The following is a 20,589-nucleotide window of genomic DNA, read 5'->3' on the forward strand; positions in this document are numbered from 1 at the left end:
CGGCTGGCGAAGGTCATCAACGGCTCGATCCTTAGCCTTCTGCGCGCGCCTTGGTCATCGCGGCGACAATGAATTCGTGCTTGGCATTGCGATAGCCGGCGATGTCGTCCTTGAAGGCGACGGCCAGGGATTTCTTCAGGTCTCCGTATGCGCTCGCCGCATCCGGGTGAGCGCGCAGATAATCCCGAAACGACAGAAAAGCATCCCAACGAGGATTAGCAGGTTCCATGACGTGGACGTGATGGGTCCAAGGCCCGGGAACCCCCTTTCGGAAAAACAGCTCATCGGGCAACCAGGATTCGTACTCCGGAATGTAGGTGTAGCCCAAAGCCTGAAGCGGTTCGATGCAGCGGGACCGCACGCCAGCCAGATTGCGGACGCCGACCAGCAGATCGACGATCGGTTTGGCCGCCAATCCCGGCACTGCCGTGCTTCCCATATGTTCTATGGTAAGGACAAGGGACCCGAGTGTCGTTTTCAGATTGGCCCGTTCTTGCTCGAACATCTCGGGCCAAGCCGGATCATAATCGACGACCGATATCGCCCCGCCGCCATACCGTTCCACACGCGGGTCTCCCAGTGGAAGTCAGTCCAGCGTAGAATCACGCTTTCGTAGGACTTGTTCAACCCAATTTGACGTGCCTTGGCAGATGCCCGGAAGGGCATGGGGCGCGGTTTTTCAGCTTGTCGCAAAGTCGGTCGAGAAACAATGACTTCTGCAACGCTGGGTTATCTCAATATCTCTTGGAGAGCCGTCACAAGCCGATCGCATTCAGCGTCTGTTCCAATGCTGATGCGGAGGAAATCCGGTATTCGCTTTGTGGGAAAATGCCGTACCAGAATTGCCCGGCTTCGTAGCTGCGCGCTCAACTCAGCGCCTGATCTATGTGGATGCCTTGCAAAGAGAAAATTCGCGGATGATGGGAGCACGTCGAAGCCAAGCCCTCGTAAGGCGGCTGCCAAGCGGCGCCGAGTCGCAACTATCAGATCACGGTGCCGTTCAAACCAGTCTTGATCTTCCCAGGCGGCGACTGCGCCCGCCAGGCCGAGCCGATCGAGTGGATAGGAATTGAAGCTATCCTTGACCCTTTCCAGAGCTTCGATCAGCGGCCTTTGGCCTATTGCGAAGCCAATCCGTAGGCCGGCAAGGCTGCGTGATTTCGAAAAGGTCTGGATGACAAGAAGGTTCTGGTATTTCCGCACGAGTGGAATAGCGCTCGTGCCGCCGAAATCCACATAGGCCTCGTCTACGACCACAACCTGGTCGGGGTGTTCTCCGACCAAGGCTTCTATTTCTGTCAGCGGCTGTGCGATCCCGGTTGGAGCATTGGGATTGGGGAGGATAATGGCGCCGCAAGGCTGCCTGTAATCCCCAATTCTGACCTGGAAACCATCATCAACGGGCACTTCGTTGAACTGAATGCCGAAGAGGCGGCAGTATGTTCGATAAAAACTGTATGTGATATCTGGAAAAAGCAGGGGGAGATCATGATTCAGGAGCGCCTGAAAGGCGTGCGCCAAAACCTCATCCGACCCGTTGCCGACGAAGACTTCGTTCGGGTCGACATTATGGCTTTGCGCGATTGCTATGCGCAGACGAAAAGCAGTCGGCTCAGGATAGAGGCGAAGAGAATCGTTCAGTTGCTTCGAGATAGCGGCTAGCGCGCGAGGCGATGGACCGTAGGGGTTCTCATTGGTATTCAGCTTGACCACGTCGGGCATGGACGGCTGCTCACCCGCTACATACGGGGTCAACGTGTGGACAACCGGACTCCAGAAACGGCTCACTGTAGCTTCCAACGAAACCTGTCGCGAAATTCCCGATTAAAGCGACGGTTTCGCGTCCGATTTTACAATCGTCGCAGAACGAGGCTTTCGCGACAAGCCTAAAGGCCCGTAAGGGGGTCGCAATCACCCGAACATCATCGCCCCGCAGAAGCGCTTGCCAAACCCCGGCCTTTCCGGTTAATTCCGCCCGCATTCCCCAATCTTCCGCGCTTTGCTGGCGCGCTTTCGGAGTGCGCAGAAAATGTCCCTTCCCGACAAGGCCTTTCCCGTTTCCTGGGACCAGTTCCACCGCGATGCGCGGGCGCTCGCCTGGCGTCTCGCCGGCGCCAACGGCCAGTGGAAGGCCATCGTCTGCATCACCCGCGGCGGGCTGGTTCCGGCCGCCATCATCTCGCGCGAACTCGGCATCCGCGTCATCGAGACGGTCTGCGTCGCGTCCTACCACGATTACACCTCGCAAGGTCAGCTCAACATCCTCAAGGAGGTCACGCCGACGCTGGTCGAGAATGACGGCGAAGGCGTGCTGATCGTCGATGACCTGACCGATACCGGAAAGACGGCCGCGATCGTCCGCGCGATGATGCCCAAGGCGCATTTCGCCACGGTCTACGCGAAGCCCAAGGGCCGGCCGCTGGTCGACACCTTCGTCACCGAAGTGTCGCAGGACACCTGGATCTACTTCCCCTGGGACATGGGCTTCACCTACCAGAAGCCGATCGCCGACGACCACGCCGGCTGAAGCCCGCAATCACCATCGCGCACGGGGAAAAATGCGGCTTTGCCCGCTTAGGCCGCCTTTTTTGGCGGCCGGATGGTTTATTTTTTACTTCTAATACACATATTTAACGGTAATATTCTTGAGACGGCAAACGAATCGGATTGGGACCCGGCGCCTCGATGTTCATCAGCCACCAGCAGCGAAATCACATCGCGGAAAGCATAAGACGCCTGTTCGGCGGCATGCCCTGCCGCGTTCAGGTGGCTGCTCTGCCGTGGCGCAAGACTGCCCAGGGCGTCGAGGTGATGCTCATCACCAGCCGTGACACAGGCCGGTGGGTCATTCCGAAAGGCTGGCCCGACGGCCAGGAGGATCTGTACGAGGCGGCCGCCCGCGAGGCGGCTGAGGAAGCCGGCCTTTCCGGCTCGGTCTCGCGTTTCGAGCTCGGCCGCTACTATTACGGCAAGCGTCAGCCCTCCGGCATTGAAGCGCGCTGCGAAGTGCTTGTCTTCCCGATGGAGGTCCACCAGGTCGCCGAAAAATGGCCCGAGCGCAAGAAGCGCAAGCGCAAGTGGTTTTCGCCGCAGGCTGCCGCGGCCATGGTGCGCGAACCCGATCTCGGCGAACTGATTTCCGCCTTCGGCGTTAATCCACGGGAATCTGCTGCCTGAACAGGCTTGTCCGTACCTTCCGACTTGTTCGCGGCCTGGCATTTCCCTAGCTAGAGCGCGCGGGATCGGCGTGCCGCGTGTTCAAATCGTCAGGACGGGTATGGCCGACACAACAGCAGAAAGCCGCAAGGCGACCCTCGACAAGGATCTGGACAAGCTCAGTCATGTCGAGGAAGCCGCGACCTTCGTGGCGCGCGGCCTCGTCGCGCCCGGACTTGCGCTGCTGTTCATGGCCGCCGTGGCAGCCGCGGCCGCCATCTACGCCTTCGACGAGCCGCGCGCGATCTTCATCGTCGCCGCGGCGGCCATCGGCGCTTATATGGCCCTCAACATCGGCGCCAACGATGTCGCCAACAATGTCGGGCCGGCGGTCGGCGCCAGGGCGCTCACCATGGCCGGGGCGCTGGTGATTGCGGCGACCTTCGAGGCCGCCGGCGCCCTGATCGCCGGCGGCGACGTCGTCGCGACCATTTCCAAGGGCATCATCGACCCTACGGCCGCCGCCGGTCCGACCGCCTTCATGCGCCTGATGCTCGCCGCGCTGATCTCGTCCGCGCTCTGGGTCCACATCGCGACATGGATCGGCGCTCCGGTATCGACCACCCATTCCATCGTCGGCGGTGTTGTCGGCGCAGGCATAGCGGCCGCGGGGCTGGGCGCAGTCAACTGGCCGGTAATGGGCGCCATTGCCGCAAGCTGGGTAATATCGCCCGTCCTCGGCGGCCTGGTCGCGGCTCTCTTCCTCGCCTTCATCAAATCCGCCATCATCTACCAGGACGACAAGATTTCGGCCGCCCGGCGCTGGGTGCCGCTGCTCATCGGCGTGATGGCCGGCTCCTTCGCGGCCTATCTCTGCACCAAGGGGCTGGGCCGCATCCTCGACATCTCCGCTTTCGATCTGGCGGCCGTCGGGGTTTTGAGCTTCGCGCTATTCTGGGGCCTCTCTCAATATTACGTGAACCGCGCATCCGTCGGCATGGAAAACCGCAACCAGTCGCTGCGCAAGCTGTTCAGGCTGCCGCTGATCGTCTCGGCGGCCCTGCTTTCCTTCGCGCATGGCGCCAATGACGTCGCCAACGCGGTCGGCCCGCTCGCGGCGATCGTGCACACGGCGCAATCCGGTGCGATTGCCGGCAGCGTCGGCATCCCGCTCTGGGTGATGCTCATAGGCGCTCTCGGCATCTGTTTCGGCCTGCTGCTGTTCGGCCCGAAACTCATCCGCATGGTCGGTGAGCAGATCACCAAGCTCAACCCTATGCGGGCCTTCTGCGTGGCGCTTTCGGCGGCGCTCACCGTCATCGTCGCCTCCTGGTTCGGCCTGCCGGTCAGTTCCACCCATATCGCGGTTGGCGCGGTGTTCGGCGTCGGCTTCTTCCGCGAATGGTACACGGCCAAATCGCGGCGCAGGCAGGCCTATATGGAACGCAAGAACCAGCGCTGGGCCGCCGAGCGGCGATCGAACGGCATCGAGAAAAGGTTGGTCGGCAAGGCGCGCGAGATAAACAGCAAGGCCTCGCGCGAGGAAATCGCCCGCCGCAAGCTGGTGCGCCGCGCCCATGTCACCACCATCATCGCCGCCTGGGTCACCACCGTACCCGCCGCTGCCCTGATCGCCGCCGGCGTTTTCCATGGTCTCGGCCTTCTCGGCCGCTGACCGGCGAAAGGCGCTCGGCGCTGTTTTTTCTCCCCATTATCCACATCCGCCACGCACAACATGTTGCGGTCGTAAAACTAACACAAACGAGTCCTTGACGGGCGAAAGCGAGTCGCCTTTTATGGGTCATGCGCTCCGAGTATGAGGCGCGGCCGGCGGTGACAGCACCGGTCTTTTTCCCTGATTATCCCTTGCGTTCTGGCGGACTGGCCCGTTTCGGCGGCGGGTCGACGCATGGGATTTTTGCGGGCGTTTTTAAGTCTGGCATAGGTTTGTGACACTGGAATAAATAGGCTGTTAACACTATATTTAGCGTTTGCAGCGATGCTTCGACACCAGATAGAGTGAACTTCTCCGGTCGGGAGACTCACCGTCAGGTATCGAGGAAAGCGCCACGGTTTTCGCCGGAGGGGAGCCGCCGGCCCGCCCGAATCGGCGGGAAAGCGGTTGCGGCGGAGATCGAGGACCGGGGACGCCGGCCCGGATAAAAGGCCGGCATTTGAAGGACGCGCCTTCATGCGGAAACCGCGAGGGTTTCCGGTGGAATAGGTGCTATATATAGGGACTGAAGGGCAGACCAATGCGCATCGAGCGGCGTTTCACCAGACAAGGGCAATCGGCTTATGCGGAGATCGAATTCCGCAAGGCGCTCTCCGAGATCAGGAACCCCGACGGCTCGGTCGTCTTCCGCCTCGACGACATCGACGTGCCGGCGCAGTTCTCCCAGGTCGCCGCCGACATCCTGGCCCAAAAATATTTCCGCAAGGCCGGCGTGCCGGCGCGCCTGAAGAAGGTCGAGGAGACGGGCGTGCCCTCTTTCCTGTGGCGCTCGGTGCCCGACGAGGCCGCACTCGCCGAACTGCCCGAGAAGGACCGCTACGGTTCCGAGACCGATGCCCGCCAGGTTTTCGACCGCCTCGCCGGCACCTGGACCTATTGGGGCTGGAAGGGCGGCTATTTTGCGTCCGAGGAAGATGCCCGCTCCTTCAAGGACGAGCTTTCCTACATGCTCGCCACCCAGCGCGTTGCGCCCAATTCGCCGCAATGGTTCAACACCGGCCTGCACTGGGCCTATGGCATTGACGGCCCCGGCCAGGGCCATTTCTACGTCGACCCGTTCACCGGCAAGCTCACCAAGTCGAAATCCGCCTACGAGCACCCGCAGCCGCACGCCTGCTTCATCCAGTCGGTCGCCGACGACCTCGTCAACGAGGGCGGCATCATGGATCTGTGGGTGCGCGAGGCGCGCCTGTTCAAATACGGCTCCGGCACCGGCTCCAACTTCTCCTATCTGCGCGGCGAAGGCGAAAAGCTTTCGGGCGGCGGCCGCTCCTCCGGCCTGATGAGCTTCCTGAAGATCGGCGACCGCGCCGCCGGCGCCATCAAGTCGGGCGGCACCACGCGCCGCGCCGCCAAGATGGTCGTGGTCGACGCCGACCACCCCGACATCGAGGCCTATATCGACTGGAAGGTCAACGAGGAGCAGAAGGTCGCCTCGCTGGTCACCGGCTCGAAGATCGTCAAGCAGCACCTCGCCCGCATCATGGCGGCGTGCGTCAATTGCGAGGCCGACAATGGCGACTGCTTCGACCCGCTGAAGAACCCCGCGCTGAAGCGCGAGATCAAGGCGGCGAAGAAGAACTCGGTGCCGGAGAACTACGTCAAGCGCGTCATCCAGTTCGCCAGGCAGGGCTACACCTCGATCGACTTCAAGACCTACGACACCGACTGGGATTCGGAAGCCTACCTCACGGTTTCGGGCCAGAACTCCAACAATTCCGTGTCTTTGAAGGACGATTTCCTCCGCGCGGTCGAAACTGACGGCGACTGGAACCTGACCGCCCGCAAGGACGGCCGCGTGCTGAAGACGCTGAAGGCGCGCGAGCTGTGGGAGAAGATCGGCCACGCCGCCTGGGCGTCCGCCGACCCCGGCCTGCACTTCAACACCACGATGAACGACTGGCACACTTGTGCGAGTGCCGGCGCGATCCGCGCATCCAATCCGTGCTCGGAATACATGTTCCTCGACGACACGGCCTGCAATCTCGCCTCCATCAACCTCCTGCCCTACCGGCAGCACGGCGGCAATATCGATATCGCCGCCTACGAGCACACCGTCCGCCTCTGGACCATCGTGCTCGAAATCTCGGTGATGATGGCGCAGTTCCCCTCCAAGGAGATCGCAAAACTCTCCTACGAATACCGCACGCTCGGCCTCGGCTACGCCAATATTGGCGGCCTGCTGATGACCTCCGGCATCCCCTACGATTCGGATGCCGGCCGCGCCATCGGCGGCGCGCTCACCGCCATCATGACCGGCGTCGCCTACGCCACGTCGGCCGAAATGGCCTCCGAGCTCGGCGCCTTCCCGGACTACGACCGCAACGCCCAGAACATGCTGCGCGTCATGCGCAATCATCGCCGCGCCGCCTATGGCGACCGCGACGGCTATGAAAAGCTGTCGGTCAATCCGGTGCCGCTGGTCGCTTCCGACTGCCCGCAGGCCGAGCTCGTCACCCACGCCCGCGCCGCCTGGGACCGCGCCATCGAGCTCGGCGAGGAGCACGGCTACCGCAACGCGCAGGCGACCGTGATTGCGCCGACCGGCACGATCGGCCTGGTCATGGATTGCGACACCACCGGCATCGAGCCCGATTTCGCTTTGGTGAAGTTCAAGAAGCTCGCCGGCGGCGGCTACTTCAAGATCATCAACCGCGCCGTGCCGGAGGCGCTGCGCACGCTCGGCTACACCGAGGCCCAGATCGCCGAGATCGAGGCCTATGCGGTCGGCCACGGCAATCTCAACCAGGCCCCCGGCATCAACCCCGGTTCGCTCAAGGCAAAAGGCTTCACCGACGAGAAGATCGCGGCGGTCAACGCCGCGCTCGGCCAGGCCTTCGACATCAAATTCGTCTTCAACCAGTGGACGCTCGGCGCCGACTGGGTGAAGGAGACTTTTGGGTTCACCGACGAACAGCTCAACGATTTCTCCTTCGAGATGCTGCCGGCGCTCGGCTTCTCGCGCAAGGAGATCGAGGCCGCCAACATCCACATTTGCGGCGCCATGACGCTGGAAGGCGCGCCCTTCCTCGAGGAAAAACATTTGCCGGTGTTCGACTGCGCCAATCCGTGCGGCAAGATCGGCAAGCGCTACCTCTCGGTCGAGAGCCACATCAAGATGATGGCGGCGGCCCAGCCCTTCATCTCCGGCGCGATCTCCAAAACCATCAACATGCCCAATGAGGCGACGGTCGAGGACTGCAAGAGCGCCTACATGCTGTCCTGGAAGCTGGCGCTGAAGGCCAACGCGCTCTACCGCGACGGTTCGAAGCTCTCCCAGCCGCTCAACGCCTCGCTGATCGCCGATGATGAGGAGGATGAGGACGATGCGATCGAGGCGCTGATCGCCGCCCCCGCCGCCGCGCGCGCCGCCCAGGTCACCGAAAAGATCGTCGAGCGCGTAGTCGAGCGCCTTTACCGCGACCGCGAGAAACTGCCGAACCGCCGCAAGGGCTACACCCAGAAGGCGGTCATCGGCGGCCACAAGGTGTATCTGCGCACCGGCGAGTTCGACGACGGCCGCCTCGGCGAGATTTTTATCGACATGCACAAGGAGGGCGCGGCCTTCCGGGCGATGATGAACAATTTCGCCATCGCCATTTCGATCGGCCTGCAGTATGGCGTGCCGCTCGACGAATATGTCGATGCCTTCACCTTCACCAAGTTCGAGCCGGCCGGCATGGTGCAGGGCAACGACGCGATCAAGAACGCCACGTCGATCCTCGACTATGTGTTCCGCGAACTCGCCGTGTCCTATCTCGACCGCCACGACCTCGCCCATGTCGACCAGTCCGATTTCGACAAGACCGCGCTTGGCCGCGGCATTTCGGAAGGCCGCGCCCTGCCCTTCTCCAAGGGCCTGACCCGCGGAGCCTCGCCGCTCAAGGTCGTCTCCGGCCCGGGCGGTGCGGGCCCCGACCCGAAGGGTTTTGGCGGCGGCCAGGCCGGCACGACGGGCCAGCCGGCGCGCTCCGCCCCGGTCGCCTTCTCCGGCTCCAATGTGCGGGCGCTGTCCTCGGCCTCGGCCAATGCCGGCCTGGCGGTAAAGCCCGCGCTGGTCACCGAAGGAGCGACGGCCTTCAAGCGCGACTATGAGGAGCGCGCGCGCGAACTGACGGAGGAAGCGCTGGAGGACGAAGCCTCCGCCGCCTCGGCCCTGTTCACCGACGAGGCCGCCGAAGCCGCCGCCGAGGCCAAGGCAAAAGCCGCCGACCGCCGCGCCAAATCGCTGATGCAGGGCTACACCGGCAATTCCTGCTCCGAGTGCCAGAATTTTACCATGGTACGGAACGGGACTTGCGAGAAGTGCGATACGTGCGGAGCGACGAGTGGGTGTTCGTGAGAAATGAAAGCGAGCTTGGCTGAGCATCAAACGCTTGATCTGTTCCCCTTTTGTTCCTAGAATCCTATTCAGCACTAAGACGCAGGAACCACGGAGGCAATGATGTCGAAGAACTATTGGACTACAAAGAGCTCGGACGGTTGGGCGGTCAAGAAAGAAGGCTCCACTCGAGCATCGTCTGTGCATACTACCCAAGCGGAGGCTTGGTCGGAAGCAAGACGTCTTGCGAGGGGGGCGGGTAGTGAAGCTTTCTTAAAGGATTCGGACGGCAAAATAAGAGCTAGGAATAGTTACGGAAACGATCCATATCCACCAAAGGGGTGACGGTTGCCCAAGAAAGCCTTGCCACTAGCGATTTGCTACGACTTTGATGGTACTCTCGCTCCCGGCAATATGCAGGAGCGAGATTTCATCCCTGCAGTTGGGATGAACAAGAAGGCATTTTGGAACGAGGTGAAGGCGGGCTGCGTTGCTCACGAGGCAGACGAAATCCTCATCTATATGTGGCTGATGCTAAAGAAGGCTGAACAGGCGCAGGTAACGGTTAAAAAGGAGGATTTCGAGAACTATGGTAGAAACCTTCAGCTATTTGATGGCGTCACGGAATGGTTCAAGAGAATTAATTTCTACGGCAAAGAAGGTGGGATAAAAGTCTCGCACCACATCATTTCCTCTGGCATTAAGGAGATGATTTTTGGGAGTCCAATTTCAAAACATTTTGACAACGTTTATGCTTCCTCCTTCTGTTACGATCATCATGGAATAGCAAAGTGGCCTGCACTTGCGTTGAACTATACAACAAAAACACAGTACCTTTTCCGAATAAATAAGGGCAGTCATCACGTCTATGACAACTCGGTTATCAACGAGTATGTCCCTCCGGAAGAGCGGCCCGTTCCCTTCGCAAATATGATTTACATTGGAGACGGCCTGACCGACATTCCCTGTTTCCGGCTGGTCAAGAGCCTAGGGGGAACTTCTATCGCGGTTTTTCGACCTCATACCAAAGGAGCGCAAACCAAATCCAGGAAGATGCTCACACAAGGGCGCGTCAACTTCATCGCTCCTGCCGACTATCGTGACGGCACACCGCTGGATCTGACTGTTAAGGCGACTATGGAGAAGATCGCGGCTGATCAGCACTACAGATCTTTTAGCAAGTGAAGACATTGCGAGTCGTTGGAGCTGCCTTCGATCTTCTGCCTTAGCTGGGGCACATAGGCAGGTAGTATTGAACGTATACCAGCCCCCCTTCTTCGTCATCCCCGGGCGTAGCCCAGGAGCGAAGCGACGCAGCGCAGACCCGAGGATGAAGCGGAGGGATACGCGGCAAAACACGAGCGTCGGCGAAAGAAGGCCCGCATTACCACCCCGTCCCGCGAAGAGCTCGCGCCAGTCCGGGTTCGTTTCCTCGATCAGGTGGGGCGATCTTGCCTTAGCCCGCGCGTGAGCGCTGCTTGCCGCAGCATTGCCCCCGCCAGCCGCTCGCCCAAATCGTAGACGAGATTCTCGATGTCGGCTGCTGTCCAGGGCGACGGGGCAGCCGCTTTCACGCGGGTTTCGACATCGCTGTATTTGCCGATGCGGGCTTCTATGAAGGAGCGCATCCGCTGGTGAAACTGGCCGACGGTGAGCTGCTTGCCTTTGGCCTTGAACATCGAGCCGTTGAATCGCGCCGCCTTGGGGAAGAATTTGCTGGCCTCGACGTCGGGCTTCTCTTCGGCGTTCGACAGGAGCTTTGCCGCGCCGTTGGTGCCAAGAAAATGGGGGAGGTAGAGATCCCTCTCGTCCATGGCCGTCTCGAGGCGGGCTTCGATGCGTTCCTTGGCCGCGAGCAGGTTCTTGGCGGCCAGCGCCGCCGACAAATAGGGATCGCGCCTGAGCTCCAGGATGCGGTCCTCTTCGGCATCATCCTCGACGTAATGGTGTTCGCGGTCGCCGTCGGGGCGGGTGAGGATCATCTCCGCCTCGTCGCCAAGGCCGAATTCCTCGCCATATTTCTTGACGGCCTCGAGCCAGGTCTGGTCGAGGAACTGCATGAGGCCGAGCGCCGACCCCTTGGGCGGGCGGTTGTTGATGTCGAAGGACGACTCCTTTTCAGCGATCGCAAAAAGGGTGTCGGCAGGAAATTGGGTGTCCTTGGCGGCACGCAGGATTTCCGCGGCGATGTGCTGCGAGACCTTGTATTCGCCGAACTCATGCACCGACATGCCCGTGACGATCTGTTCCGCGCCTTCCGAAAGGATCGAGACGGTTTCCTTCAAGGCATCGACCAGCGTGTCTTTGACTTCCTTGCGTTGAGGGACAGTGACATCCGGATCGACGATGTCGAACTCGGGAACGGCAGAGGGGAAATCCAACAAAGGGGATGGAACGACTGTGGAAAGCGTAACCTCGATAACTCCCCCGGGCATTACCCCTGAATGGAGCGGCAGCGGCACGATCGCCACTGTCGCCGCCAAGCCAAGCCCCGCAATTATTTTCGACAAAAGCCCCCCGCTCCCCAAAAGGAGAACGCCCCCGCAAGCAAAAAATTCACGTGTTTTTGGAGTGACGCCAAGGTCCCCCTCCCGTTCCCTGTCGCTGCCCAGCTGCGTTGGAGCAGGTCTATTTCAACGTTGATCCGTCAACGTCGAAAAAGGACAAGAAGAACGGTCAGTGCGTCCGCTGAATAATCATGGTTCGTGGCGGTACAATGGCCACAGTGAGGCAAAACAGGTCATGATGTACAATAGTGCGATTTTAGCAATCGTTGCGCAACCGATGCATTGCTTATGAAACTTCCGGTTGCGAGCAGGACGTTCTTCAGGCGTTCCTTGCTCATTCGCTTCCGCGTCGGCGATCCGGCTCATTCCATATCCGCACCCCAGCGCCCCGGCGTGGTCCAGTCTTAACCATCGATTCTGAAAAACGTAACGCCAGACGCCTGGAGCCTCTCCACGACACAAAGCTTCAGGCGATCCTGAAGCTCGTGCAACGTCCGCAGCAACGTTTCCTTGGCCGCGGCTGGAAAAGCACACGGCGCCGTCACCTTGCCCCTCCTGTCAGCATCTGTCAGGATTATTTTCCTCACTCTCATCCACACCCCTCGCAGCGCTCTTATCCTGTGCTCACCTCCCGCGCGGGAACTCGGGTCATGAACCGGATGAGCGAGGCGGGAGGCGGCGTCCGGGCCGGCCGCGTGAAACGGTGACGCGGCTGGGTGATGAGCCCCCAGGTCCGGGCCCGACGGGAAGGACAGCGTGCGCCAATGCACCCTCCTTCCCAGGGCAAGAACGCCGGCGGACGCAGAAGACCGCGCCGCATTTTCAATTGAGTGAGGCGCGGTCGCTTGCGTCCGCTTCCCGGCCTTTTGGAACAAGGCGCGGGAACGATCCCGCACGCCCATGGACAAGGAGGAACACGATGAAGAACGCAGCAACCGGCCCCGCCGACACGGCGGAAATTACGGCGATGCCGCCGAAAGTTCGCGAAGTCATGGCCGAGGCGATGCGCCGCGCCAACACCTACCTGAAGGCGCCGCATGACTGTCAACGCCGGACCTGCCGCGGCTCGGGAAAATGCCATTTGAGATTGACCGAGGATCTCGCATTCGACTGCGACGCGGGTTTGAGCGGGCTTGGCCACGACATCGGCATGCTCGCGCTGGACCTCGCCTTGGACCTCATCGGGCCGTCGCTGCCGGGCTTGGAAAAGACGCTCCGCTATGCCGATCTCTGGATCGAACACAGTCACTTCATCCAGGAGCGCTTGGATGCTGAGCGCAAGGCCAGGAAGCGCTATGGCCCGCCGGTATGATCAGTTTTTCTTCTCCTATTGTGGGAGAAGGAAAAAGCCCTCATTCCGCCGCCAGCTTGTCCTGCGTTCTGGTCTCGAAATCGCTGGCGTGGCGCTCGTGCAACTGGCTCGCCGGGAAATTCGGACCGACGCGTGGTCGTTCACCCCGCCTGACGGCTACACATCGCGGCGAACCATGCAGTGCTTGGCTGCCGTCTTCGAAGCCATTCGCCTCGTTGATCGCATTAACGCATTTCCGCCCCGAAAAGGAAGGCTTGACCATGGGCTACTCAGGCGCGACTTCGACCTCCAGTCCTCCGGTAGCCGCGCTGACATTAACATTAGTCCCCTCGCCCCTTCGTTGGAACTCAAGGTCGGCCGTGCCTCGGCCGACCCGCAAGCCGGAAAGTCTGATCCGATCGACGAAGTCCGGCAGCAGCGGCCGCACAATGCGCAACCTGTTGGCGAACCCGTCCGGCTCCAATCCCAGGCAAGTGCTGATCAGGAACGGCACGGATCCCGCTGCCCAGGCTTGGGGGTGGCAGGCCACGGGATAGTGCACCGGGACCTGAAAGTCCTCGCGCCGGAAACCGGCCATCACCTCCGGCAGCCTGTGATGCCGAAAGTGCATCGCTGCTTCAATTGTGGCCGTGAAGATCCGCATCGCCTGCGCATCCTCACCATGCCGCCGGAAACCTGCAGCGAGAAACGCGTTATCATGTGGCCATACGGTCCCCAGATGGTAACCCACCGGGTTATAGCGCCGCTCGACCGTGGACAGGGTGCGAACGCCCCAACCGCTGAACATGTCATCCTTCATGAGGCGGTTCACCGACCGATGTGCTTTATCCTCGTCGGCAATGCCCGTCCATAGAGCCTGGCCCGGATTGGAGGAAACCACGGCGACTTGCCGACCGTGCGCTTCCAGAGCCAAGGCGAAAGTTCCCTGGTCCTCGCACCAGAAGTCGCGATTGAACCTTGTCTTCAGCGCCTCGGCTTCGCTGCGCAGACGCTTTGCCCGGTCGGAGTCTCCAGCGCGCTCGAAGAGATCGGCGATGGCGTGCTTGGCTGCAAACACGTAGCCCTGCACCTCGACGAGTGCGATGGGCGGCATTGCAGGAGTCCCATCTGCCTGCACGATCGCGTCTCCGGAATCCTTCCACCCATGGTTAATGAGACCTTTTTCGGATTCACTTTGGTATTCGACGTAACCGTTCCCGCTGATATCGCCGTATTCGGCGAGCCAAGCGAGCGCTCGCTCGACCGGATTCCGCAACTCATCAAATAACGCCAGGTCGCCGGTCCAGGCCGCGAGGCGGCCGAGCAGCAGTAAAAAAAGAGGCGTAGCATCCACCGTGCCGTAGAACGGGGTGTGCGGGATTTCACCGATGCGCGCTAGTTCGCCCACCCGAAGCTCGTGAAGGATCTTGCCCGGCTGCTCATCGCGCCAATGGTCGATGCGCTGTCCCTGATAGCCAGCAAGGAGGCGCAAGGTCTGCGCTGCAATATCCGGCTGAAATGCAAGCATTTGCAACGAAACAATTAAGCTGTCTCGCCCGAACAGCGCTACGAACCAGGGCACCCCTGCAGCAAAATACCGTTTCTCCTCAAGTTGAGAGCGCAGCATGCCAAGGTCAAGCAGCGACCTGTGAACGACGCTGTTGAGCACCAGACTATCGCTGTGTAGCCGCGAATTCTGCTCCACCCACTGTTCTGCCTCTTTTCGCAGCCTTTCGGACAGCTTGGTGACGGTGGTCAGCGGTTGCGATGGGGCTTGCTCTGGGTCGGCCACCTTCGCGCATTCGCGCACGTTGATGGTAACTGCAATAACGCCTGTGTCCCGCGGTGGTACTTTGATGCGAAGAGTCGCCGCGGCTTGTTGCATACGGTCCGGTTCTGGTGAAAACTGAATGGTCACCGTGCGCCTGATCTGGTCGGCGCCGTGGTAAACGAATTTCAGCTTTCCATCTCGCCAACCGCTAGGCTCAAGATTGCCGGGGACCTCCTGCAACAGCTCTCGCACATTGAAGACGTCCTCAAATCCGGCACGGAAGCGAAACGTCACCGGAAGATCGCGCACCTCCTGGCCAAGATTGCGAAACGTCAGGATCTCGTGAGCTGTCGTCTGTTCGGCGTCGAGAATACGTTCCCACCGGATGCCGAGTTCCTCTTTCGGAATGAGCTGGCCGTCTTCCAAGTGCAAGTCGGGATTGGTCAACTCGAATAGCGCCCTGTAACCCCTTTCAGCCGTCGAGGCCAACGGCATGGGACTGATATCGCCTATGGTCATTTCATAGCCGCTGAGAAAGCGACAGTCGTTGAAATACAGGCCGAACCCGTGATCGCCGTCTAGTGGCATCTGCCCATCGGGAGCCACAACATAGTACAGGTTGAGGTTCTTGACCGTAACCGCATCAGCGATGCTGCCAACGATGGCAGGTTGCCCCTTCGTCAATACGCGTTGCTTACGTTCCCATCGCGCCTCTGGCGTATCTCGTGCCAGCGCCTCGGATCTTGTCAGCCTCTTCCTGTTCCGAGTTGCTTGCGAGGCTCCAGTTCCGTCCTGCCGCTCGGCGTTGCCGCCGGCCCGTTGCTTCGAATCAACCATCTAAAACTCTCTCTCTTCTGACCGCGGCGGGCCAGGGAAAGCCACCTTTTTGCATTTGCCTCTGCACGCGCGGCCACGTCCGCGGACTATTCCCGGAGCAAGCGCGGAACGTGCGGTGCGCACCCTCTGCATATGACTATCCGATGGCCTGCCGACCTTTATCTTAACGGCGCGACAGCCATCTCGCTCCACCCAGCCCAACAACTGATCGACAGGCCGCCCATCACGATAGGAGATAAATCCGCCACTGCCGTAGATCGGCACTGCCTCACGCATGCTCCCGAGAAGACCAACAAAGGAAAGATCGAGGAGGTTCGCTTTAACATCCCAAAGCGCAACATCGACCGCAGACATCGCCGAGGCACAGACGCCTCGCCAGCCGATATTGCGTACGGCGCCCACCATCTCCGCCCATATCTGAGGAATATGGAAGGCGTCCGCATCCCCCAGAATTTCGGCAAGAACATCATCAATCACCGCGGAGGCTGCCGCGCTCGCCGAGCCCCGTTTTTGCTCCGGCACTGATCTCTAGGAGACCCAAGGTAGTCGCATTCCATTCCAAGGTGCCGTAGGCCTCTGGTGCATCGGCCGGGATCCAAAACACCGGACCCTCGGCCGTGAAAGCCGCGCCTGGGACCTGACGCGCAACTCTCCGCCCATCAGACAAGCTCCCGCACCGTGCCTGAAGCGATGTAAATTGCGATCTCCTCGTGCCGCACGTTTATGATCTTGCCGCGTTCGCAGCAGCTCGGTAATGCCGTTTAATCCCATCGCCAGAGATGCCGAGAATCTGATCGAGGTTCCAATCGAGCAGGCTGTCGACCAGGACATCGGCTGCAGTTGCTTTGATCATCGCTCTTCTCTGAAGATCATGCGGAACGTCTCGATTTTCTCGGCTGTCCTTCAAACTGAGCTTCGTAACCTATGTTCCGGCGAATAGCTGGCACTGCGGGAACAGCGCGGGCGGAACAAAAGCGGTCACGTCGGGTTTGCCTCCAGACTGTGCTTTGTCCGGGCGCCAACTCGGCCGCGGGCTCTTCGGCAGTCGAGGAGATAGAATCATGCAGAGCAAGCTTCTCGCCGACAACGACGGCCAGCGAACTTTTGCGGTCGTCCTGGAATCGGGTGATAGCGTGATGGAATGTCTTCAGGACTTTGCCGAGCGGGAAAAGCTCACGGCATCGCAATTCACGGCCATTGGCGTTTTCAGCGACGCTGAGATGCGCTACTTCGATTTGGAAGCGAAGGCGTACCGTCCCATTCCCGTGCGTGAGCAAGTCGAGGTCGCAACGCTCAATGGCGACGTGGCGCTCGCTCCGGACGGGAAACAGGCGATCCACATCCATACCGTTCTTGGAAGGCGCGACGGCAGCGCGATTGCCGGCCACCTTGCCGATGCGCATGTCCGCCCCACGCGGGAAATCGTGCTGACTGAAAACCCGGGGCATCTGCAAAAGCGATATGATCCGGAAAGCGGCCTCGTGCTCATCCGGCCAGAGAGTTGAGCATGGCGGCGATCGGATCGCGGATCTGGGCAATCCCGGAAGGTTACATTCCAAGCGCCGGGATTGCGGGTGATTCCGTGCTGGCCTCCCACGAAGCCGCCTGCATCCTCAACGCCGGCTATGTCGGCGCTGAGGTGAGGCTGACGCTGTATTTTTCGGATCCGAGGATCGCGCTGCTCACGACCTTGGCCTTCGCCGAGAAGTGAGTGATCTGGAAGGATCCTGAAAATGCCGGAACGGCAAGAGAATGACCTAACGAACAACATAGTGGTGATCACCGGAGCATCCGCGGGTGTCGGTCGTGCCGTTGCACACCGTTTTGCAAGGGCGGGCACATCGCTGGCCCTTATCGCGCGCGATGAGGCTTCTCTCGAAGAGACAAAGCTTGAGGTGGAATCCCTCGGAGGAAGAGCGGCGATTTTCCCAGCCGATGTCGCCGACGCAGATGCCGTCTTTGCTGCTGCGGAGGCCATAGAGGACCAGCTTGGGCCTATCGAGACCTGGGTCAACAATGCGATGACCACGGTGTTCTCGCCGCTGTCGAAAATGAAGCCGGAAGAATTTCGCCGCGTCACCGAAGTCACCTATCTTGGCTTCGTATACGGTACCATGGCCGCCTTGCGGCACATGCAGCCGCGCGCTCGGGGCACGATCGTGCAAGTGGGGTCGGCGCTGGCCTATCGAGGCATCCCGCTCCAATCCGCCTACTGCGGAGCAAAACATGCGATCCGCGGCTTTACGGATTCGCTGCGTTCCGAACTCCTGCACGACGGAAGCCGCATCAGGTTGACCATGGTTCATCTGCCGGCGATCAATACGCCGCAATTCGATTGGGCTCGTGCGCATATCGGCCATGAACCACGACCAGTGGCGCCGGTGTTCCAGCCTGGCGTGGCCGCGGACGCGATCTTCGAAGCCGCACAAAGTGCCCCACGCGAACTCTGGGTCGGGTCGAGCACCTCTAAGGTGATCCTGGGAAACATGATCTCGCCGCGGTTTCTCGACCATTACCTAGCCAGAAATGCTTATCACGGGCAGGAGACGGCGGCGCCGTTGCAGCCCGGGAGAGATGACAATCTCTTTCGACCAGTACCCCAGCTCCACCGGACGCGTGGCTCCTTTAGCCGGGAAGCGTCAACGTCAGCGGTGAACTTGCCCGGAGAGGCGGTGCGGTTTGCCGCCGTGGTTATCGGCGTGGGCCTGGCGGCAACGGCCGGGTTCTTCACACACAGCGCATGGCGCAGTTCCGGACGCCCGAGGAGATCGAGCTGGAGTTCCGGTTAAGCCTGGTTCGCCTGATCGGAACCGGGGACAATATGCCAAGCGTTGAAGAACATATCTGAACGCAACAGTGCTTACGGAGAACAGCCATGGCCCAAATGGTAGCGGACTTCATGCTCGACCGCCTCCACGAATGGGGTGTCAAGCGCATCTACGGCTATCCCGGCGACGGCATCAATGGCATTCTCGGCGCCCTCGGCCGGGCGGAGGACGAGATCGAATTCGTCCAGACCGCGCACGAGGAGATCGCTGCTTTCGCTGCCTGCGCACACGCCAAATGGACCGGCGACGTAGGAGTCTGCCTGGCGACGTCCGGACCCGGCGCGATTCACCTGCTCAACGGCCTCTATGATGCGAAGCTGGACCATGCGCCCGTGCTCGCCATCGTCGGGCAGCAGAAGCAGATGGCAATGGGAGGCAATTACCAGCAGGAAGTCGATCTCATTTCCTTGTTCAAGGACGTGGCCAGCGAATATGTTCATATGTGCACCCATCCGGCGCAGATGCGCCATCTCATAGACAGGGCGATGCGGATAGCGCTGGCGGAGCGTACGGTCACCTGCATCATCATTCCCAATGACGTGCAGGAAATGGAAGCTCAGCCCTCTCCTCCACGCGAGCACGGGGCACTCTTTTCAGGCGTCGGCTACCCGCAGCCTATGCATATCCCGGGCGATGCCGAACTGAAGCGGGCCGCCGATGCTCTGAACAGCGGCCAGCGCGTCGCCATACTGATAGGTGCAGGAGCCTTGCACGCTGGCTCCGAAGTAGCGACGGTCGCCGAGCTTCTTGGCGCAGGGGTCGCGAAGGCACTGCTCGGACGGGCGGCTTTGCCGGATGATCTCCCCTTCGTCACAGGTGCGATCGGCCTCTTGGGAACGCGGCCTAGCTTCGATCTGATGATGGATTGCGATACGCTGTTCGTCATCGGCTCGAGCTTTCCCTATTCCGAGTTCCTGCCGCCCGAAGGGCAGGCACGTGGCGTACAGATCGACATTGACGGCCGCATGCTGAGCATCCGCTATCCGATGGAGGTGAATCTCGTCGGCGACAGCGCGGCTACGCTTCAGGCCCTCATCCCGCTTTTGAAGCACAAGGAGGACCGCTCCTGGCGGGAGAAGATCGAAGAGAATGTCCGCGACTGGTGGGCGGTGACGGAGGAGCGCGCGATGGCTGCAGCCGATCCCGTCAACCCGCAGCGGGTCTTGTGGGAGCTTTCTTCCCGGCTGCCGGAGAACTGCATCATCAGCGCGGATTCGGGCAGCGTTGCGAACTGGTTCGCGCGCGACCTGAAGCTCAGAAACGGCATGAAGGCGTCGCTGTCCGGCGGGCTCGCTACAATGTGTCCGGGCGTGCCCTATGCCATTGCCACCAAGTTCGCCTATCCCGACCGGGTCGCCATTGGCCTTGTCGGCGACGGCGCAATGCAAATGCTTGGCAACAACGCGCTCATCGATGTCGCGAAATATTGGGAACGTTGGAGCGATCCGCGGCTGGTGATCATGGTGCTCAACAATGGTGACCTGAATCAGGTCACGTGGGAGCAGCGCGTGTTGGCAGGAGATCCAAAATTCCCCGATTCACAGAATGTGTACGCGTTCGACTACGCCCGCTATGCCGAACTTCTCGGGCTCAAAGGCATCCGGGTGGAAACGCCGGATGCCGTGGGTCCCGCCTGGGAAGAGGCCCTGAGCGCCGACCGGCCCTGTGTCTTGGACGTGGTCACGGACCCCAAGGTTCCGCCGCTTCCCCCGCATGTCACTTACGAGCAGGCGAAGAAATATGCTGAGGCGGTCGTGAAGGGAGATCCCGAGGCTATCGGCATCATCTGGCAGTCCTTCAAGCAGGCTGCGCAGGGTGTGCTGCCGACAAGGCACTGATGTGAGAGAGGCATGCCCCCGCGGCGACGCTGGTTCAGTCGGTCGGACGAGGAGGCGATGAAACAGCCGACCATCGAGACAACGCGTTCCGGGCGGGCGACACCGAGGCGGGCGAGGTGCTGTGGGAGACGAAGCCGCCAGCGGGCGGCCAGGCCAATCCCATCACCTTCGAGACGGGCGGCAGGCAGTTCGTCGCGATCCACGCGGGCGGCCATCACTTCATGAAGACGCCGGTGGGAGACTACTTCCTGCCTAAGGGTAAACGGGAGGAGCCGAGCCAATAAGCGTCAGCCAGGCCAACTGGC

The 20,589-nt window shown here is 60.9% G+C and carries 19 protein-coding genes; 12 read left to right on the plus strand and 7 right to left on the minus strand.

The genetic code is table 11. The annotated features are described in order from the left end of the window. Window positions 1-31: 31 nt before the first annotated feature. Both ABVK50_RS13765 and hisC read right to left on the minus strand, forming a co-directional pair. Window positions 32-505 carry a GrpB family protein gene (locus ABVK50_RS13765; RefSeq protein ID WP_353641031.1) on the minus strand — a complete coding sequence of 158 codons (474 nt, stop codon included), beginning with the start codon at window positions 503-505 and terminating at the stop codon, window positions 32-34. Window positions 506-729: 224 nt separating this feature from the next. Beyond that, window positions 730-1,788, minus strand: coding sequence for a histidinol-phosphate transaminase (gene hisC, locus ABVK50_RS13770; RefSeq protein ID WP_353641030.1), 1,059 nt, complete (start codon window positions 1,786-1,788; stop codon window positions 730-732). A gap of 241 nt (window positions 1,789-2,029) precedes the next feature. Here hisC and gpt point away from each other — a divergent pair, with 241 nt between their 5' ends. From gpt to ABVK50_RS13800, 6 genes are all read left to right on the plus strand, one after another. Next, a complete protein-coding gene (gene gpt / locus ABVK50_RS13775) occupies window positions 2,030-2,527 on the plus strand; it encodes a xanthine phosphoribosyltransferase (protein WP_353641029.1) in 498 nt (165 codons plus the stop codon). A 158-nt stretch (window positions 2,528-2,685) separates the two neighbouring features. After that, entirely contained in the window at window positions 2,686-3,177 is a 492-nt protein-coding gene (locus ABVK50_RS13780; protein WP_353641028.1) for an NUDIX hydrolase, read from the plus strand. Window positions 3,178-3,277: 100 nt separating this feature from the next. Then, on the plus strand, window positions 3,278-4,831 hold the full coding sequence (locus tag ABVK50_RS13785) for an inorganic phosphate transporter (RefSeq protein WP_353641027.1): 1,554 nt from the start codon (window positions 3,278-3,280) through the stop codon (window positions 4,829-4,831). A gap of 580 nt (window positions 4,832-5,411) precedes the next feature. After that, window positions 5,412-9,233 (plus strand): vitamin B12-dependent ribonucleotide reductase, encoded by a 3,822-nt coding sequence (locus tag ABVK50_RS13790; protein ID WP_353641026.1) that lies wholly within the window; start codon window positions 5,412-5,414, stop codon window positions 9,231-9,233. Between the two features lie 102 nt (window positions 9,234-9,335). Then, window positions 9,336-9,557 (plus strand): DUF2188 domain-containing protein, encoded by a 222-nt coding sequence (locus tag ABVK50_RS13795; protein ID WP_353641025.1) that lies wholly within the window; start codon window positions 9,336-9,338, stop codon window positions 9,555-9,557. Between the two features lie 3 nt (window positions 9,558-9,560). Next, window positions 9,561-10,397, plus strand: coding sequence for an HAD family hydrolase (locus ABVK50_RS13800; protein ID WP_353641024.1), 837 nt, complete (start codon window positions 9,561-9,563; stop codon window positions 10,395-10,397). A gap of 251 nt (window positions 10,398-10,648) precedes the next feature. On the opposite strand, the gene ABVK50_RS13805 is transcribed toward ABVK50_RS13800, so the two are convergent. Further along, complete coding sequence (locus ABVK50_RS13805) at window positions 10,649-11,722, minus strand: transglycosylase SLT domain-containing protein (protein ID WP_353641023.1); 1,074 nt, start codon at window positions 11,720-11,722, stop codon at window positions 10,649-10,651. Between the two features lie 916 nt (window positions 11,723-12,638). On the opposite strand from ABVK50_RS13805, the gene ABVK50_RS13810 reads away from it, so the two are divergent. Then, window positions 12,639-13,031 (plus strand): hypothetical protein, encoded by a 393-nt coding sequence (locus tag ABVK50_RS13810; RefSeq protein ID WP_353641022.1) that lies wholly within the window; start codon window positions 12,639-12,641, stop codon window positions 13,029-13,031. A gap of 40 nt (window positions 13,032-13,071) precedes the next feature. On the opposite strand, the gene ABVK50_RS13815 is transcribed toward ABVK50_RS13810, so the two are convergent. From ABVK50_RS13815 to ABVK50_RS13830, 4 genes are all read right to left on the minus strand, one after another. Next, window positions 13,072-13,293, minus strand: a complete 222-nt coding sequence (locus ABVK50_RS13815) for a hypothetical protein (RefSeq protein ID WP_353646069.1) — start codon at window positions 13,291-13,293, stop codon at window positions 13,072-13,074. 3 nt (window positions 13,294-13,296) lie between these two features. Continuing rightward, window positions 13,297-15,465 carry a glycogen debranching N-terminal domain-containing protein gene (locus ABVK50_RS13820; protein WP_353641021.1) on the minus strand — a complete coding sequence of 723 codons (2,169 nt, stop codon included), beginning with the start codon at window positions 15,463-15,465 and terminating at the stop codon, window positions 13,297-13,299. A 153-nt stretch (window positions 15,466-15,618) separates the two neighbouring features. Next, window positions 15,619-16,095 (minus strand): hypothetical protein, encoded by a 477-nt coding sequence (locus ABVK50_RS13825; protein ID WP_353641020.1) that lies wholly within the window; start codon window positions 16,093-16,095, stop codon window positions 15,619-15,621. Between the two features lie 244 nt (window positions 16,096-16,339). After that, on the minus strand, window positions 16,340-16,471 hold the full coding sequence (locus ABVK50_RS13830; RefSeq protein ID WP_353641019.1) for a hypothetical protein: 132 nt from the start codon (window positions 16,469-16,471) through the stop codon (window positions 16,340-16,342). Window positions 16,472-16,679: 208 nt separating this feature from the next. On the opposite strand from ABVK50_RS13830, the gene ABVK50_RS13835 reads away from it, so the two are divergent. The 5 genes from ABVK50_RS13835 to ABVK50_RS13855 all read left to right on the plus strand — a co-directional run bounded on the left by ABVK50_RS13835 (window position 16,680) and on the right by ABVK50_RS13855 (window position 20,568). Then, window positions 16,680-17,123, plus strand: a complete 444-nt coding sequence (locus ABVK50_RS13835; RefSeq protein ID WP_353641018.1) for a PPC domain-containing DNA-binding protein — start codon at window positions 16,680-16,682, stop codon at window positions 17,121-17,123. Window positions 17,124-17,125: 2 nt separating this feature from the next. Continuing rightward, a complete protein-coding gene (locus ABVK50_RS13840) occupies window positions 17,126-17,329 on the plus strand; it encodes a sensory rhodopsin transducer (protein ID WP_353641017.1) in 204 nt (67 codons plus the stop codon). 22 nt (window positions 17,330-17,351) lie between these two features. After that, window positions 17,352-18,407, plus strand: coding sequence for an SDR family oxidoreductase (locus ABVK50_RS13845; protein ID WP_353641016.1), 1,056 nt, complete (start codon window positions 17,352-17,354; stop codon window positions 18,405-18,407). Window positions 18,408-18,493: 86 nt separating this feature from the next. Continuing rightward, on the plus strand, window positions 18,494-20,284 hold the full coding sequence (locus ABVK50_RS13850; protein WP_353641015.1) for a thiamine pyrophosphate-requiring protein: 1,791 nt from the start codon (window positions 18,494-18,496) through the stop codon (window positions 20,282-20,284). Between the two features lie 116 nt (window positions 20,285-20,400). Beyond that, entirely contained in the window at window positions 20,401-20,568 is a 168-nt protein-coding gene (locus ABVK50_RS13855) for a hypothetical protein (RefSeq protein ID WP_353641014.1), read from the plus strand. Window positions 20,569-20,589: the final 21 nt, after the last annotated feature.

This window comes from Mesorhizobium sp. WSM2240 (assembly GCF_040438645.1).
Classification (GTDB): domain Bacteria; phylum Pseudomonadota; class Alphaproteobacteria; order Rhizobiales; family Rhizobiaceae; genus Allomesorhizobium.

Excerpts from the sequence above, each read along its gene's own strand:
- ABVK50_RS13765 (WP_353641031.1), bottom strand. The coding sequence starts at position 505 with ATGTTCGAGCAAGAACGGGCCAATCTGAAAACGACACTCGGGTCCCTT.
- gpt (WP_353641029.1), top strand. The coding sequence starts at position 2,030 with ATGTCCCTTCCCGACAAGGCCTTTCCCGTTTCCTGGGACCAGTTCCAC.
- ABVK50_RS13780 (WP_353641028.1), top strand. The coding sequence starts at position 2,686 with ATGTTCATCAGCCACCAGCAGCGAAATCACATCGCGGAAAGCATAAGA.
- ABVK50_RS13785 (WP_353641027.1), top strand. The coding sequence starts at position 3,278 with ATGGCCGACACAACAGCAGAAAGCCGCAAGGCGACCCTCGACAAGGAT.
- ABVK50_RS13790 (WP_353641026.1), top strand. The coding sequence starts at position 5,412 with ATGCGCATCGAGCGGCGTTTCACCAGACAAGGGCAATCGGCTTATGCG.
- ABVK50_RS13795 (WP_353641025.1), top strand. The coding sequence starts at position 9,336 with ATGTCGAAGAACTATTGGACTACAAAGAGCTCGGACGGTTGGGCGGTC.
- ABVK50_RS13810 (WP_353641022.1), top strand. The coding sequence starts at position 12,639 with ATGAAGAACGCAGCAACCGGCCCCGCCGACACGGCGGAAATTACGGCG.
- ABVK50_RS13815 (WP_353646069.1), bottom strand. The coding sequence starts at position 13,293 with ATGGTCAAGCCTTCCTTTTCGGGGCGGAAATGCGTTAATGCGATCAAC.
- ABVK50_RS13830 (WP_353641019.1), bottom strand. The coding sequence starts at position 16,471 with ATGATCAAAGCAACTGCAGCCGATGTCCTGGTCGACAGCCTGCTCGAT.
- ABVK50_RS13835 (WP_353641018.1), top strand. The coding sequence starts at position 16,680 with ATGCAGAGCAAGCTTCTCGCCGACAACGACGGCCAGCGAACTTTTGCG.
- ABVK50_RS13840 (WP_353641017.1), top strand. The coding sequence starts at position 17,126 with ATGGCGGCGATCGGATCGCGGATCTGGGCAATCCCGGAAGGTTACATT.
- ABVK50_RS13845 (WP_353641016.1), top strand. The coding sequence starts at position 17,352 with ATGCCGGAACGGCAAGAGAATGACCTAACGAACAACATAGTGGTGATC.
- ABVK50_RS13850 (WP_353641015.1), top strand. The coding sequence starts at position 18,494 with ATGGCCCAAATGGTAGCGGACTTCATGCTCGACCGCCTCCACGAATGG.